Annotated in this window: 14 protein-coding genes and 1 pseudogene; 10 read left to right on the top strand and 5 right to left on the bottom strand. The window is 60.7% G+C overall.

Annotated elements, in window-relative coordinates; translation table 11 throughout:
- Positions 1-44: 44 nt before the first annotated feature.
- Entirely contained in the window at positions 45-893 is an 849-nt protein-coding gene (locus E1K68_RS12355; RefSeq protein ID WP_212614156.1) for a transporter substrate-binding domain-containing protein, read from the bottom strand.
- Between the two features lie 326 nt (positions 894-1,219).
- Between E1K68_RS12355 and E1K68_RS12350 the strand changes: the two are divergent.
- Positions 1,220-1,492 (top strand): annotated as a pseudogene (locus E1K68_RS12350) (thioredoxin family protein); the annotation flags it as partial.
- 37 nt (positions 1,493-1,529) lie between these two features.
- Here E1K68_RS12350 and E1K68_RS12345 read toward each other — a convergent pair.
- From E1K68_RS12345 to rpiB, 3 genes are all read right to left on the bottom strand, one after another.
- Positions 1,530-3,098, bottom strand: a complete 1,569-nt coding sequence (locus E1K68_RS12345; protein WP_057710421.1) for a TerC family protein — start codon at positions 3,096-3,098, stop codon at positions 1,530-1,532.
- 435 nt (positions 3,099-3,533) lie between these two features.
- Positions 3,534-4,514, bottom strand: coding sequence for a sugar-binding transcriptional regulator (locus E1K68_RS12340; protein WP_003191835.1), 981 nt, complete (start codon positions 4,512-4,514; stop codon positions 3,534-3,536).
- 63 nt (positions 4,515-4,577) lie between these two features.
- Complete coding sequence (rpiB, locus tag E1K68_RS12335) at positions 4,578-5,039, bottom strand: ribose 5-phosphate isomerase B (RefSeq protein ID WP_003191837.1); 462 nt, start codon at positions 5,037-5,039, stop codon at positions 4,578-4,580.
- Between the two features lie 262 nt (positions 5,040-5,301).
- On the opposite strand from rpiB, the gene E1K68_RS12330 reads away from it, so the two are divergent.
- The 7 genes from E1K68_RS12330 to dhaL all read left to right on the top strand — a co-directional run bounded on the left by E1K68_RS12330 (position 5,302) and on the right by dhaL (position 12,625).
- Entirely contained in the window at positions 5,302-6,789 is a 1,488-nt protein-coding gene (locus tag E1K68_RS12330) for a sugar ABC transporter ATP-binding protein (RefSeq protein WP_057710420.1), read from the top strand.
- Positions 6,786-7,763 (top strand): ABC transporter permease, encoded by a 978-nt coding sequence (locus tag E1K68_RS12325; protein WP_003191840.1) that lies wholly within the window; start codon positions 6,786-6,788, stop codon positions 7,761-7,763. Before E1K68_RS12330 ends, E1K68_RS12325 begins: the two co-directional genes overlap by 4 nt.
- A 34-nt stretch (positions 7,764-7,797) precedes the next feature.
- Complete coding sequence (locus E1K68_RS12320) at positions 7,798-8,805, top strand: substrate-binding domain-containing protein (protein WP_094775024.1); 1,008 nt, start codon at positions 7,798-7,800, stop codon at positions 8,803-8,805.
- 121 nt (positions 8,806-8,926) lie between these two features.
- Positions 8,927-9,682, top strand: coding sequence for an SDR family oxidoreductase (locus tag E1K68_RS12315; protein ID WP_003191843.1), 756 nt, complete (start codon positions 8,927-8,929; stop codon positions 9,680-9,682).
- Positions 9,683-9,709: 27 nt separating this feature from the next.
- Positions 9,710-10,825: an alcohol dehydrogenase catalytic domain-containing protein gene (locus E1K68_RS12310; RefSeq protein ID WP_032900715.1), complete on the top strand. Its 1,116-nt coding sequence runs from the start codon at positions 9,710-9,712 to the stop codon at positions 10,823-10,825.
- A 150-nt stretch (positions 10,826-10,975) separates the two neighbouring features.
- The gene (locus tag E1K68_RS12305; RefSeq protein WP_212614155.1) at positions 10,976-11,977 is read left to right on the top strand and encodes a dihydroxyacetone kinase subunit DhaK; all 1,002 of its coding nucleotides are present in this window, start codon (positions 10,976-10,978) and stop codon (positions 11,975-11,977) included.
- Positions 11,978-11,980: 3 nt separating this feature from the next.
- Positions 11,981-12,625, top strand: a complete 645-nt coding sequence (gene dhaL / locus E1K68_RS12300) for a dihydroxyacetone kinase subunit DhaL (protein ID WP_003191849.1) — start codon at positions 11,981-11,983, stop codon at positions 12,623-12,625.
- 148 nt (positions 12,626-12,773) lie between these two features.
- On the opposite strand, the gene sohB is transcribed toward dhaL, so the two are convergent.
- Positions 12,774-13,799: a protease SohB gene (gene sohB, locus E1K68_RS12295; RefSeq protein ID WP_032896860.1), complete on the bottom strand. Its 1,026-nt coding sequence runs from the start codon at positions 13,797-13,799 to the stop codon at positions 12,774-12,776.
- A gap of 194 nt (positions 13,800-13,993) precedes the next feature.
- Here sohB and E1K68_RS12290 point away from each other — a divergent pair, with 194 nt between their 5' ends.
- Together E1K68_RS12290 and E1K68_RS12285 are read left to right on the top strand one after the other, a co-directional pair.
- A complete protein-coding gene (locus E1K68_RS12290) occupies positions 13,994-14,704 on the top strand; it encodes a histidine phosphatase family protein (protein WP_003191853.1) in 711 nt (236 codons plus the stop codon).
- A gap of 56 nt (positions 14,705-14,760) precedes the next feature.
- On the top strand, positions 14,761-15,069 hold a 309-nt coding region (locus E1K68_RS12285; protein ID WP_212614154.1), incomplete at its 3' end, for an SCP2 sterol-binding domain-containing protein.

Raw genomic sequence — 15,069 nt, 5'->3', positions numbered from 1 at the left:
GCACCTGAAGGGGGCGTGTTCAGGCACGCCCCTGTTGTTGCGGGTCACTTGAATTCCACGGGAAAACCAATCGCCGGTTCTGGCAGGTCCACGCCGAACCACTGCTTGAACGAGGCTTTGTAGGTGGGAAATTCCACACCGGTCATGGCTTCATGCAGCGCGGTGTTGACGAAGTTCAGCCAGTCCTGGTCGCCGCGCTTGACCGCGCAGGCGTAGGTTTGCGGGCTCCAGGCATAAGCCGGGCTGCGATAACGACCGGGGTTCTGCACCATCAGGTATTTGACCGAGGACTGGTCGGTGGCGGCGGCATCGGCGCGGCCTGAGTTCACGGCCTGGTACATCAAGTCGACACTGTCGTACTGGTCGACCTTGGCCTTGGGCAGCGCCTGGTGTACCAACTCTTCGGCGTACACGTTTTGCAGCACCGCCACGGTAACGTCATCGCCTGCGGCTTGAAGGTCTTCGATTTCCTTGTACTTGCTGTTGTTGGGCAGCAGCAGGCCGACGCCTTCGCGGTAGTACGGCAGGGTAAAAGCCACCTGCTGCGCACGGCTGGCGGTAACAGTAATGAACTGGCAGCTCATGTCGACCTTGTCGGTGAGCAGGTTGGGAATACGTGCATCAGACGACTGCACCACAAACTCCACCTTGCTCGGGTCATTGAACAGGCCTTTGGCCACGATGCGGCCGATGTCGATATCAAATCCCTGCAACTTGCCATCCGCTCCCTGGAAGTGCCACGGCGCATTGGTACTGCCTGTACCTACGATCAAGTGCCCACGCTTGAGCACATCATCAAGCTTGCTGTCCGCCGCCTGCACCACGCTGGCGAGGGAAGCCGATGCAACGACGAGAAAAACACACGCTTTGAATACGGAAGGTCGGTGATGCATGACAAGCACTCCAGGGATTGTGTATTCCGCTATACCGGAACTTGGTATGTAACAACGGAATAGACAGCAGAAAGTGTGCCACAGGTCCTGAAGGAAAAATATGCTGGGGTGAAAGTCGTTAGAGATCAGCAAGATAACGCTTGGAATAATTCCACGCCGTGACAGCATCTTTGCCACGGCTTGCTACTCAAGGCCCCACAGCGCTGTTACTGCGCACTCTCATGGGTCGCAGCGGTACGGCAGACCTGTGAAGGTTGACAGTAGACGCTACACATCTGCGGGCTTAGCGTTGGGAAAAACGACTGCGTCTTGAAGGGGGGATCATCATGGGCGTTGCAACGAGCAGAATTTCCAGCGCCAAGGCGTTCGAACGGTTACTGAACACACCACGCCCGGTATTCATTCTGTTTGTTTCCGAACACTGCCCTGCCTGCGTGCAGGCAGGGCCCTTGTTCGAACTGCACGCCTGGAAGCATCCCAGAGTCGTGAGCCTGGTAGTCGATTGCGCGCACACGCCGAGGCACCCTGACGTAACAGGCACCCCGACGCTGCTGATCTACCTGAATGGCGCCCTAGTAGAAAAATTCAAAGGCTTCGGCCCTCTGGAAGAGCAAGCGCCGTTTGTGCAGGACATCTTCAGTCGTTATGACCCGCGCCAGGGCGCAAATGCACCTGTGTCACTCGACGCTCCTCTACCTCAGCCACCGTCAAACGCCAGCCTTCATGCTCCAGGCTATCGCCCACCACCGGCAGGCGATCGAGCAGGCTCATCACCAAACCCGCCAAGGTCTGATAATCCCCAGTCGCCACCGCCTTGAAGCCCGTGCGCTGACGCACCAGGTTAAGGTTCAAGGCACCATTGGCACGGAAACCATCGCCGTCCTCGACAATGTCCGGCCCTTCGATTTCGCTGGCATCGGGCAATTCACCGGCGATGGACTCTAGAATGTCCGTCATGCTCAACACGCCCATGAAGTCCCCGAATTCGTTGATCACGAAGGCGATGTGGGTGGACTCCTGACGCATCTGCTCCAGGGCATTGAGGATCGAAAAGCTCTCCAGCAGGTTGATCGCCCGACGCGCCAGGTGTTCCAGGTTCGGCTCGTTACCGGCCAGGTACTCCTTGAGCAACTCCTTCTTGTGCACAAAACCCAGGGGCTCATCCACCGCACCGTTACGGATCAACGGCAGGCGCGAGTAGGACGAGTGCATCAGTTTCAGACGGATCGTCTCGGCGTCGTCCGCCAGGTCAATGCAGTCAACCTTGGCCCTTGGCGTCATCAGGGTGCGAATCGGCCGCTCGGCCAGTTGCAGCACACCACTGATCATCACCCGTTCACGTCGGTCAAACAGCGGGCCCTGCGCAGCATCCGGCTCACCCAGCAGGTCGGCGACCTCTTCACCCACCTCTTCCACCGCGAGGCTGCGACCGCCCAACAAGCGCATCACCGCATGGGCAGTGCGCTCACGCACTGGCAACACACCCTGTGCCGATTTCTTGCGACGGGCGCGGGCGATCTGGTTGAACACCTCGATCAGAATCGAGAAACCAATGGCCGCGTACAGGTAGCCCTTGGGAATATGGAAGCCCAAGCCTTCAGCGGTCAGGGCGAAACCGATCATCATCAAGAAGCCTAGGCACAGCATGATCACGGTCGGGTGCGCATTGACGAAACGGGTCAGCGGCTTGCTCGCCACGATCATCAGGCCGATGGACACGATCACCGCGATCATCATCACCGCCAGCTCGTCGACCATGCCCACGGCGGTAATCACCGCGTCGAGGGAGAACACCGCATCCAGTACCACGATCTGCGCGACGATCGGCCAGAACATTGCGTAAGCCACGTTGCCCTTGTGCTGCGCCACATGGCCTTCAAGGCGCTCATGCAATTCCATGGTGGCCTTGAACAGCAGGAATATACCGCCGAACAGCATGATCAGGTCACGGCCCGAGAAGCTCTTGTCGAACACCTCGAACAGCGGCTGGGTCAGGGTCACCAACCAGGAAATACTCGCCAACAGGCCCAGGCGCATCAACAGCGCCAGGGACAAGCCGATCAACCGCGCACGGTCACGCTGCTCCGGCGGCAACTTGTCCGCCAGGATCGCGATAAACACCAGGTTGTCGATACCCAGCACCAGTTCCAGCACAATCAAGGTCGCAAGGCCGAGCCAGGCCGTGGGATCCGCTAACCATTCCATTTATAAATTCTCTGTCTTTAAAGTGTTCAGAACGCCAGGCACGGCAAAGTGCGGTCGTACGACCGGGACAAGGTTAGTTGACGGAATACGGGGTGTTTGAGCGGAAACAGCGACAGCGGTGGTCTTGGGGAAAGACGACTGGGAGGCTCCGAGAGGGTGTTCATGCAAGTCCTGAAATGACAAAAGGACTTGAATCCTACATTTGAAATACAAAATTCCTACAGCGCAAAACTATTACAAAACCTGTAGCCCCCTATCAGAAGCACACCAATACTTGTGGGAGCTGGCTTGCCTGCGATGCAGGCACCTCGGTGTTGATCGTTCCCACGCTCCGCGTGGGAATGCCGCCTTTGACGCTCCGCGTCCCACCCGCGCAAGGGTGACGCGGAGCGTCACAGGATGCGTTCCCACGCTGGAGCGTGGGAACGATCTGTATCAGGTTTTACGAGTGGCATCGTCCAGCGCCAGGATGGTGTGCGCATTGGTGACGGTGGTCGCCAGCGTATTGATCACTCCCGAGCGCAACGCCCCCAAGGTCGCCGCCGCCTTGGTGTTCTCACTGGCAATCGCCACCACGTCCGGGATGCGAAACAGCTCCTGCACCGTCAAACCGATCACTCGCCCCTGGATGGCGTTGACCGCCGGCTGGCCGTGAATGTCGATAAAGTCATAGCCCATCATGTCGCCCACGGTGCCAGACAGGCGCGCCTGGGCGATTTCCTGGGGCGAGAACCAGCCCATGCGCACCATGTTGCTGTTCTCGCTCATGTCGCCGATGCCGATCAGGGCAATATCGGCACGGCGGGCGCGGTCAAGGGTCGAACGCACCGTATCGTTGTTGATCAGCACCCCACGCAGCTCCGGGTTGGCCACCAGCGCCGGAGCGTAGAGGCTTTCACTCTCGCCACCAAAGCGCAGGGCCAGGCGTCGGCAGATGTGGTCAGGGTTCATGTATTCGCCGGCCTTGAGCGAACCGCCGATGGCACACACGAAGGTGCAGTTGCGGGTTACCGGCAGAAACACGTTGTCGGCCACCGCGCCGACGTTACGCCCCATGCCCACGGCAACGATCATGCCGTCGCCCAGGGTCTTGTTGAGGTAGTTGGCCACCAGGCTGGCGACCGCGGAGCGCTGGGTGTCGGGGTCACTGTGATCGACCGCGATCAAGGCGCGGTCAAGCTTGAAACGCTCTACCAACGCCCGCTCCAGCTCGTTGTTCATCGCCGGGTGCTGCAACACGCGCACCTCGACAATCCCTTCATCGCGCGCACGCTTGAGCAGGCGGCTGACTTTGGCCCGCGACAGGTCAAAGCGCTTGGCGATGGCCTCCTGAGTGACGTTCTCAAGGTAATAGAGCATCGCCACTTCGGTCATCTGATCGATATCACTGGCCATGCGCTGGGTACTGTCACTCATGGGGACGGGCTTCCGTTTCGGCGTCAAAGGCGCATTCTCCCGACTCTTGCCCCGCGCCGTCCACTACTGATGCCCATCGCGCTCGATCGCATTGATGCGCGCGACCTTGGCCCCGGACCGCGCCGCTTCGAACTCCGAGGCCAAAAACGCACTGACGATACTTTTGGCCAACTCCGCGCCGATGACCCGCGCACCGATGGAGAGGATTTGCGCATCGTTGCTCTTGCGCGCCCGCTCCGCCGAATAGGTGTCATGGGCCTGGGCCGCACGAATGCCCAGCACCTTGTTGGCCGAGATGGCCATGCCAATCCCGGTGCCGCACACCAGCACACCAAGGCGCTGTTGCCCGGCATTGATGGCCGTGGCCACGGCCAGGGCGATGTCCGGGTACAGCACCGGCGCCATGGAATGAGTACCGAAGTCGGTCACCGGGTACCCCAACCCCTCGATATGGCGCTTCAACAGCTCTTTGAGCTCAAAACCCGCTTCATCACATCCGATAGCCACCGGGAAAGGTGTGTTCATGGCGCCTGGCTCCACTGATCAAATGATCACTTAGTGAAATATCTCTCACGCATTTCGCAAGCATTCACCCCTTCCTGTCAAGCGAGATTTAGCTGACCCGCCAGTCAAAGCCCTATACAGAGGCAATTAACGGCTCGCAGATGAGAACCACACCTTTTAAGTGAAAGAGATTGACTGATCAGAATTTCATTTGATACACATATGATCACAGCGAAACATGACTGTGCGACCTAATAAGAATTCACAGCACGAGGACACGCCGATGGCCACGCCATTACTGCTCCAGGCTGAACATGTCGCCAAGGCTTATGCCGGGGTGCCCGCCCTGCGTGACGGGCGCCTTGCTCTGCACGCCGGCAGCGTCCACGCCCTGTGCGGCGGCAATGGCGCCGGCAAGTCGACTTTCCTGAGCATCCTGATGGGCATCACCCAGCGTGACGCTGGCAGCATCCTGCTCAACGGCGCACCGGTGCAGTTCAATCGCCCGAGTGACGCCTTGGCCGCCGGAATCGCGATGATCACCCAGGAGCTGGAACCCATCCCCTACATGACCGTCGCCGAAAACATCTGGCTGGGCCGCGAACCGCGCCGCGCCGGTTGTATCGTCGACAGCAAGGCCCTCAACCGCCGCACCCGCGAACTGCTCGAAAGCCTGGAGTTCGACGTCGACGCCACCAGCCCCATGCACCGCCTGAGCGTGGCGCAGATGCAACTGGTGGAAATCGCCAAGGCGTTCAGCCATGACTGCCAGGTGATGATCATGGACGAGCCCACCTCGGCCATCGGCGAGCGCGAGGCCGAAACCCTGTTCAAGGCCATTCGCCGCCTTACCGCACGCGGTGCCGGCATCGTGTACGTGTCCCATCGACTAAGCGAACTGGCGCAGATCGCCGATGACTACAGCATCTTCCGTGATGGCGCCTTTGTGGAAAGCGGGCGCATGGCCGATATCGACCGCGACCACCTGGTGCGCGGCATTGTCGGCCAGGAACTGACGCGCATCGACCACAAGGTCGGCCGCGAATGTGCGGCCAGCACCTGCCTGCAAGTCGACCACCTGAGCCGCAACGGTGAATTCCACGACATCAGCCTGCAACTGCGCCGTGGCGAGATCCTCGGCATTTACGGGCTGATGGGTTCCGGGCGCAGTGAATTCCTCAATTGCATCTACGGCCTGACCGTGGCGGATTCCGGCAGCGTTACCTTGCAAGGCAAACCCATGCCCATCGGCCAGCCCAAGGCAACCATCGACGCCGGCATGTCGCTGGTCACCGAAGACCGCAAGGACAGCGGCCTGGTACTGACCGGCAGCATCCTGTCCAACATTGCACTGTCGGCCTATAAGCGCCTGTCGAGTTGGTCGCTGATCAACGCACGCAAGGAAGCGCAACTGGCCGAAGACATGGTCAAGCGCCTGCAGATCAAGACCAGCTCCCTGGAACTGCCGGTGGCGTCCATGAGCGGCGGCAACCAGCAAAAGGTGGTGCTCGCCAAATGCCTGTCCACCGAGCCGGTGTGTCTGCTCTGCGATGAACCCACCCGCGGTATCGACGAAGGCGCGAAACAGGAGATCTACCACCTGCTCGACCAGTTCGTGCGCGCTGGCGGTGCAGCCATTGTGGTGTCGTCGGAAGCCCCGGAGCTGCTGCATTTGAGTGATCGCATTGCCGTCTTCAAAGGCGGCCGGCTGGTCACTATCAGCACCGACACCGCTCTTTCCCAGGAAGCCTTGTTGAGTCTTGCCTCATGAATGCCAAAACCATCGTTGCTCCCGTTACTGCCGCGCCGCGCAACCGCCTGCGCCTGTCCCTCGACCGCTTTGGCCTGCCGCTGGTGTTTATCCTGCTGTGCGTGGTAATGGCGTTTTCCAGCGAATACTTTATGACCTGGCGCAACTGGATGGACATCCTGCGCCAGACCTCCATCAACGGCATTCTCGCCGTGGGCATGACCTACGTGATCCTGACCAAGGGCATCGACCTGTCGGTGGGGTCGATCCTGGCGTTCGCCGGTTTGTGCAGCGCCATGGTCGCCACCCAGGGTTACGGTCTGTTGGCGGCGGTCAGCGCGGGGATGTTTGCCGGCGCGATGCTCGGGGTGGTCAATGGTTTTATGATCGCCAACCTGTCGATCCCGCCGTTTGTGGCCACCCTCGGCATGCTCAGCATCGCCCGGGGCATGACCTTTATTCTCAACGACGGCAGCCCGATCACCGACCTGCCCGACACCTACCTGGCCCTGGGCATCGGCAAGGTCGGCCCGGTGGGCGTGCCGATCATCATCTTCGCCGTGGTCGCGCTGATTTTCTGGATGGTGCTGCGCTACACAACCTACGGCCGTTATGTGTATGCGGTGGGCGGCAATGAAAAAAGCGCGCGCACCTCCGGCATTGGCGTGCGCAAAGTGATGTTCTCGGTGTACGTGGTCTCGGGCCTGCTCGCCGGGTTGGCCGGCGTGGTGCTGTCGGCACGCACCACCTCTGCCCTGCCCCAGGCCGGGGTTTCCTATGAGCTGGACGCGATTGCCGCGGTGGTGATCGGCGGCACCAGCTTGTCTGGCGGCACCGGCAGCATTGTCGGCACTTTGTTCGGGGCACTGTTGATCGGCGTGATCAACAACGGCCTCAACCTGCTCGGTGTGTCCTCCTATTACCAGCAAGTCGCCAAGGGCCTGATCATCGTGTTCGCAGTCCTGATCGACGTATGGCGCAAGAAGAAACGCTGAAGAACGACCCATAACAATAACCGGAGTTCTACTTATGAAACTGGGTACCACCCTGGCCGCCGCGGCGGCCCTCTCCCTGCTCGCCAGCAGCATTGCCCTGGCAGCCGATGGCAAGACCTACAAGATCGGCGCAGCCGTCTATGGCCTCAAGGGCCAGTTCATGCAGAACTGGGTCCGCGAGCTCAAAGAACACCCGGCGGTCAAGGATGGCACCGTGCAGTTGACCGTGTTCGACGGCAACTACGACGCCCTGACCCAGAACAACCAGATCGAAAACATGGTGACCCAACGCTACGACGCGATTCTGTTCGTGCCGATTGATACCAAGGCCGGCGTCGGCACCGTCAAGGCCGCCATGAGCAACGACGTGGTGGTCATCGCCTCCAATACGAAAGTAGCCGATGCCAGCGTGCCGTATGTGGGTAACGACGACGTGGAAGGCGGCCGTCTGCAGGCCCAGGCCATGGTCGACAAGCTCAATGGCAAGGGCAACGTGGTGATCATCCAGGGCCCGATTGGCCAGTCGGCGCAGATCGACCGGGAAAAGGGCGAACTGGAAGTGCTGGGCAAACACCCGGACATCAAGATCATTGAGAAGAAAACCGCCAACTGGGACCGCGCCCAGGCCATGACCCTCACCGAAGACTGGCTCAACGCCCACCCCAAAGGCATCAACGGTGTGATCGCTCAGAACGACGACATGGCCCTGGGCGCCGTGCAGGCGCTGAAGTCCCATGGCCTCACCTCCAAGGACGTGCCCGTCACCTCCATCGATGGCATGCCGGATGCGATCCAGGCGGCGAAAAAGGACGAAGTCACCACCTTCCTGCAGGACGCCCAGGCCCAGTCCCAAGGCGCGCTGGACGTAGCACTGCGGGCCCTGGCCGGCGAAGACTACAAGCCGCAATCGGTGATTTGGGAGCGCTATGCCAAGGACCTGAAATGGGCCGACGGCACGGCCAAGAACTACATCCTGCCCTGGGTGCCGGTGACCAATGCCAATGCGGATGCGCTGTACAAGCAAGTCAGCGGCGGTAAGTAGTTTGATCGTTCCCACGCTCCGCGTGGGAACGCATCCCGTGACGCTCCGCGTCACTTAACATCGGAACGCAGAGCGTTCCACGCGGCATTCCCACGCAGAGCGTGGGAACGAGGAGTCATTCATGTCTGGTTTCTGGAACCAAGCCTTCGACCTCAGCGGCCGTTGCGCGGTGATCACCGGTGGCGCCGCCGGCATCGGCCTGGCCTGCGCCACCTTGCTGGCGGAACGCGGCGCCCGGGTGGCGCTGCTGGACCGTGACCCGGCCGTGGTCGAGGTGGCCGCTAGCCTGGGTGCCGGGCACCTGGGCATTGCCGTCGACCTCGGAAAGATCGACCAGATACAACCGACCGTCGACAAGGTGTTCGCACACTTCCAACGCCTGGATTACCTGATCAACAGCGCAGGCGTGGTGCTGCTGGACAAGGCCATCGAGGTCAGCGAAAGCGCCTGGGACACCACCCTGGACATCAACCTCAAGGCCAGCTTTTTCATGGCTCAGGCCTGCGCCAGGCACATGATCGCCCAGGGCAGCGGGCGCATCGTCAACCTGGCGTCCCAGGCCGCCGTGATTGGCCTGGACCGTCACGTCGCCTACTGCGCCAGCAAAGCCGCCATCGTCGGCATGACCAAAGTATTGGCCATGGAGTGGGCGCCGCAGGTGAACGTCAATGCTATCTCCCCCACCATCGTCGAAACCGCCCTGGGTAAAAAAGCCTGGGCCGGCGAGGTGGGTGAGCGGGCCAAATTGCAGATCCCGGCAGGTCGCTTTGCCCAGCCGGAAGAAATCGCCGGGCTGGCGCTGTACCTGCTCAGCGATGCCGCGCAGATGATCACCGGCGCCAACATGGTGATCGACGGCGGCTACAGCATTCAGTAATTCATCGTTATGTCGTGAGGTTTTGTCATGTCCACTGTCACCGAACGCACACCTGAACAACTCGCCCCGAGTATCCCGAAAACCATGCAGGCTGTGGTCTGCCACGGCCCGGAAGACTACCGCCTGGAAACCGTCGACGTGCCCACCCCCGGCCCCGACGAGATCCTGACCAAAGTCGAGCTGTGCGGCATTTGCATGGGCGATATCAAGACCTATCGCGGCGCGCCGTCGTTCTGGGGCGATGCCGAGCAACCGCGCTACGTGAAGCCGCCGATGATCCCCGGCCATGAGTTCGTGTGCCGCGTAGTCGCCCTTGGCCCAGGCGCCGAGAAGCGCGGCGTGGCCGTGGGCGACCGGGTGATCTCCGAGCAGATCGTGCCGTGCTGGGGCTGCCGCTTCTGTAACCACGGCCAGTACTGGATGTGCCAAAAGCACGACCTGTATGGCTTTCAGAACAATGTGCAGGGCGCCATGGCCCAGTACATGATCTTCACCAAGGAAGGCATCATCCACAAAGTGCCGGAATCCATCGCCCCCGATGAAGCGATCCTGATCGAACCCTTGGCCTGCTCGCTGCACGCGGCGGAACGCGCCAACGTCGACCATGACGACATCGTGGTAGTCGCCGGCGCCGGCACCCTGGGCCTGGGCATTATCGGCGCGGTGCGGCTGCGCAACCCCAAAAAGCTCATCGTGCTGGACATGAAACCCGAACGCGCCGCCCTCGCCCTGCGCCTGGGCGCCGATGAAGTGTGGAACCCGGCCGAGGTGGATGTGTTGGCGAAGATCCGCGAGATCACCGACGGCTACGGCTGCGACATCTATATCGAGGCCACCGGGCATCACAAGGCAGTCAACCAGGGCCTGGCGATGCTGCGCAAGCTGGGACGCTTTGTCGAATTCAGCGTGTTCAATGACGAGGCCACGGTGGATTGGTCGATCATCGGCGACCGCAAGGAGCTGGATATCCTTGGCTCGCACCTGGGGCCGTATATGTACCCCAGGGCCATCGACTTTATCGGCAACCGCAAGATCGATATGCGCGACGTGGTGACCCACAAGTTTGCGCTGGCGGATTTCAAGCAAGCGTTTGCAGTGATGGAGCGCGGCGATAAATCGCTGAAGGTTGTGCTCGAACCCTGAAAGTTTACTCAACCGCTTTTACTGTAGGAGCGAGCTTGCTCGCGAAGAACTCAAGGCCGCCACGCTGAATCAGACAGCCCGCGTCATCGTTGGCGTTTTTCGCGAGCAAGCTCGCTCCTACAGTTAATAAAAACAACAGGAACCCGCGTTATGAATCGAGTCATCAACGATCCCGACCAAGTGGTCGAAGACATGCTGCGCGGCATCCTGGTCGCGCACCCCGAACTGCGCCAGTACGAGAGCAACCCACGGGTCATCGTCAAGGCCAGGCCATCCGCCCAAGGCCGCGTCGGCATTGTCACCGGCGGCGGCTCCGGGCATGAGCCGGCGTTCCTCGGCTATGTTGGCCCAGGCCTGGTGGATGCGGTGGCCGTCGGCGAGATTTTTTCCTCGCCCACCGCCAAAAGCTTTTTCGACGCCTTCCGCGCCGCCGACCATGGTGCAGGCGTTGCCTGCCTGTATGGCAACTACGCGGGCGACAACATGAACGTGAAGCTGGCGATGAAAATGGCCGCCAGCAAAGACACGCGCATCCGCACGGTGGTCGCCAACGACGACGTGGCGTCCGCGCCCAAGGCCGACATCGCCAAGCGTCGCGGCGTGGCCGGGGAAATCTTCATGTGGAAGATCGGCGGTGCCGCCGCTGCCCAGCATTACGACCTGGACGGCGTGATTCGGGTGGCGCAGAAAACCGTCGACCACTGCCGCTCGATTGGTATCGGCCTTACGCCCTGCACCATCGCCGCGGTGGGCAAGCCCAATTTCCAGATTCCCGACGGCCAGATGGAGCTGGGCATCGGCCATCATGGCGAACCGGGCATCGAAGTCATCCCGATTGAACCGGCCGCCGCCATGGCCGAGCGCATGCTGGCACCGATCCTCGCCGACCGCGATTTCAGCCAGGACGACAGCGTGGTGGTGCTGATCTCAGGCCTCGGCGCCACCCCGGTGATGGAGTTGTATATTTTCTACGCCGAGGTGGAAAAACAGCTCAAAGCCAAAGGCTTGAAGATTCACCGTTGCTACGTGGGCAACTACTTCACTTCCCTGGAAATGATGGGCGTGACCTTGACCCTGCTCGGCCTCGACGCCGAGCTGAAAACCCTGATCGACCAACCCTGCCGCTCCATCGGCATGACCCAGGCGGAGTGAACCATGAGCCAGCATTTTTCCACCCATGATGGCAGCGCCATCGTCGCCGACCTGGTCCGCGTCATCGTGGCCAACCGTGAGTACCTCAGCGAAGTCGACGGCGCCATAGGCGATGGCGACCATGGCATCAACATGGCCAAGGGCTTTGCCCATTGCGGCCGCACGATCGAAGGCCACCAACTGACCCTGGCCGAAGCCCTGGACGAACTGACCTTGAGCCTGATGGAAGGCATCGGCGGCTCCATGGGCCCGTTGTATGGCAGCCTGTTTATCGGCATGGCCGACGAAGTGCGCGGCCGTGAAGACATCGACGCCGCCACCTTCGCCCACCTGCTGCGCGGCGGCTTGACCTCATTGCAGGACATCACCGAAGCGGGCGTGGGCGACAAGTGCTTGATGGATACCTTGATTCCGGCGGTGGAAGCCTTTGAACGGGCGCAGGCGTCGGGGGCTTCGTTCAACGATGCACTCGATGCGATGAAAAGCGCTGCTTCTCAAGGGCGGGATTCGACCAAAGACCTGGTGGCCAAGATTGGCCGGGCCAGTCGCTTAGGCGAGCGTTCCCTCGGCGTTCTGGATGCCGGGGCGGTGTCGTGCTGCCTGATCCTTACGCAATTGGCGGACTCGATTAAACCCCGTTTGACCTGACATGATCGTTCCCACGCTCCGCGTGGGAATGCAGCCTTGGACGCTCCGCGCCCCACCTACGCCAGGGTGACGCAGAGCGTCACTGGAGGCATTCCCACGCGGAGCGTGGGAACGATCGACAAGGGATTACCTGGTTTTCAGTACTGGGTTACCAGAACCGTTGCTGGGTCAAGCGGCTCCACCAGGTCAACAGCACCCGGTCCACCGAACCGCTGGCTGCCAGGCCTACGCGCTCTTGCAGGCTCTTACGCTCGGCATAGTGCAGGTGGAACACTTCGGCGGTCTTGGCCTTGGTGGCCAGGTATTCGTCGCTGGTTTGCAGCTCATCGACCAGTTGCTTGTCGAGTGCGGCGACGCCCAGCCACACTTCACCGGTAGCCACCTCGTCAATCGCCAACTGTGGGCGGTAGCGCGAAACGAAGTTCTTGAACAACTGGTGGGTAATGTCCAGGTCTTCCTGGAACTTCTCCCGGCCCTTCTCGGTGTTTTCGCCGAACACTGTGAGCGTGCGCTTGTATTCACCGGCAGTCAGCACTTCAAAGTCGATGTCGTGCTTTTTCAGCAGGCGATTGACGTTGGGCAACTGCGCCACCACGCCAATGGAACCGAGAATGGCGAAGGGAGCGCTGATGATCTTCTCGCCGATGCACGCCATCATGTAGCCGCCGCTGGCCGCCACTTTGTCGATGCACACAGTCAATGGCACGCCGGCCTGGCGGATACGCGCCAGTTGCGAAGAGGCCAGGCCATAGCTGTGCACCATGCCGCCGCCGCTTTCCAGGCGCAGCACCACTTCATCCTTGGGCGTGGCCAGGCTCAGCAGCGCGGTGATTTCATGGCGCAGGCTTTCGGTGGCCGAGGCCTTGATGTCACCGTCGAAATCCAGCACGAATACCCGTGGCTTGGCCTCGGGCTTCTTCTTGTCTTTCTTCTTTTCGGCTTTGCTTTCGGACTTGCGCAGGGCCTTGAGCTGGTCTTTGTCGAGCAGGCTCGACTCCAGGCGCTCGCGCAATCCCTTGTAAAAATCATTCAGCTTGCTGACCTGCAATTGGCCGGCGGATTTACGACGACCTTTGCTGCGCAGTGCTGCAAAGCTGATCAGTACCACCAGAATAGCGACCACCAGGGTGACGGTCTTCGCCAGAAAGCTCGCGTATTCGGCCAGAAAATCCATATGTCTCCTTAAAAAAAGCACTGCGCCAGGCGCGGATGGCCCCAGCATACCGACGCCACCGCGAAGGAGCCAGTGATCAAACCGCCAGCAGGCGGGCTCCAACGCGCTTTTAAAACAAGCGTATGTTTTTCCATTGACAGCTCGCAGGCATCCTCATAACCTCGCCAGACTTTCAACGTACCGGGAAAACGGACGTGGGCAGCATTTATCTGATTCGACATGGCCAGGCCTCCTTCGGTGCAGACGACTACGACGTCCTCTCGCCCATTGGCGTGGAACAAGCGCAAGTGCTCGGTCGCCACCTGGCAGACCTGGGCATTGCGTTTGACCGCTGCATCGCCGGCGACCTGCGTCGCCAGCAGCACACCGCCAGCGCCACGTTCGATCAGTACAGCGCCCTGGGTTTGCCGGTGCCGGCGCTGGAAACCGACAGCGCATTCAACGAGTTCGACGGCGAAGCGATTATTCGGGGCCTGTTGCCCGACCTGCTCAGCAGTGAACCGAATGCCGTGCATATCCTGCGCAATGGCCCGCAGAACCGCAGCGAGTTCCAGCGCATTTTCGCCCTGATCATCGAACGCTGGCTGGCCGGCACCTATGATCCGCCGGGGCTGGAAAGCTGGCTGGGGTTTGTCGAGCGGGTCCAGGGTGGCTTGCAGCGCATCCTTGAAGCCGCGAACCACACCGACAAAATCGCCGTATTCACCTCCGGCGGCACCATCACCGCCCTGCTCCACCTGATTACCCGAATGCCTGCCGCCCAGGCCTTCGAAATGAACTGGCAAATTGTTAACACCTCGCTCAACCAACTGAAGTTCCGTGGTCGCGAGGTGGCACTGGCTTCCTTCAACAGTCACGCCCACTTGCAACTGTTGAAGGCGCCGCAGCTCATCACTTTCCGATGAACTGCGGCCAACCGTGACCCCAAGGTCACTGGACTCTACCCTTAAGGATCGAAACCATGACTGACGTAGCTAAAGCCGTAGAAGCAATGAAAGCCAAATTCAACCCAAGCGCTGCCGAAGGCTTGGACCTGGTGTTCGGTTTCCGTATCGACGACAGCAAGAATTTCTCGCTGGTGGTCAAGGACAAGACCTGCGAACTCAAAGAAGGCGAAAACCCTGACGCTCAGGTCACTCTGGTGATGGACAGCGAAACCCTGGAAGGCATCGTCGACGGTTCCACCGACGGCATGCAGGCGTTCATGGGCGGCAAGCTGCGCGCCGAAGGCGACATGATGCTGGCGATGAAGCTGAGCGAGCTGTTCCCT

This window comes from Pseudomonas sp. B2021, assembly GCF_018135665.1.
In the GTDB taxonomy this organism is placed as follows: Bacteria; Pseudomonadota; Gammaproteobacteria; order Pseudomonadales; family Pseudomonadaceae; genus Aquipseudomonas; species Aquipseudomonas lactis.
This window is presented reverse-complemented; position numbering and strand designations above follow the sequence as displayed.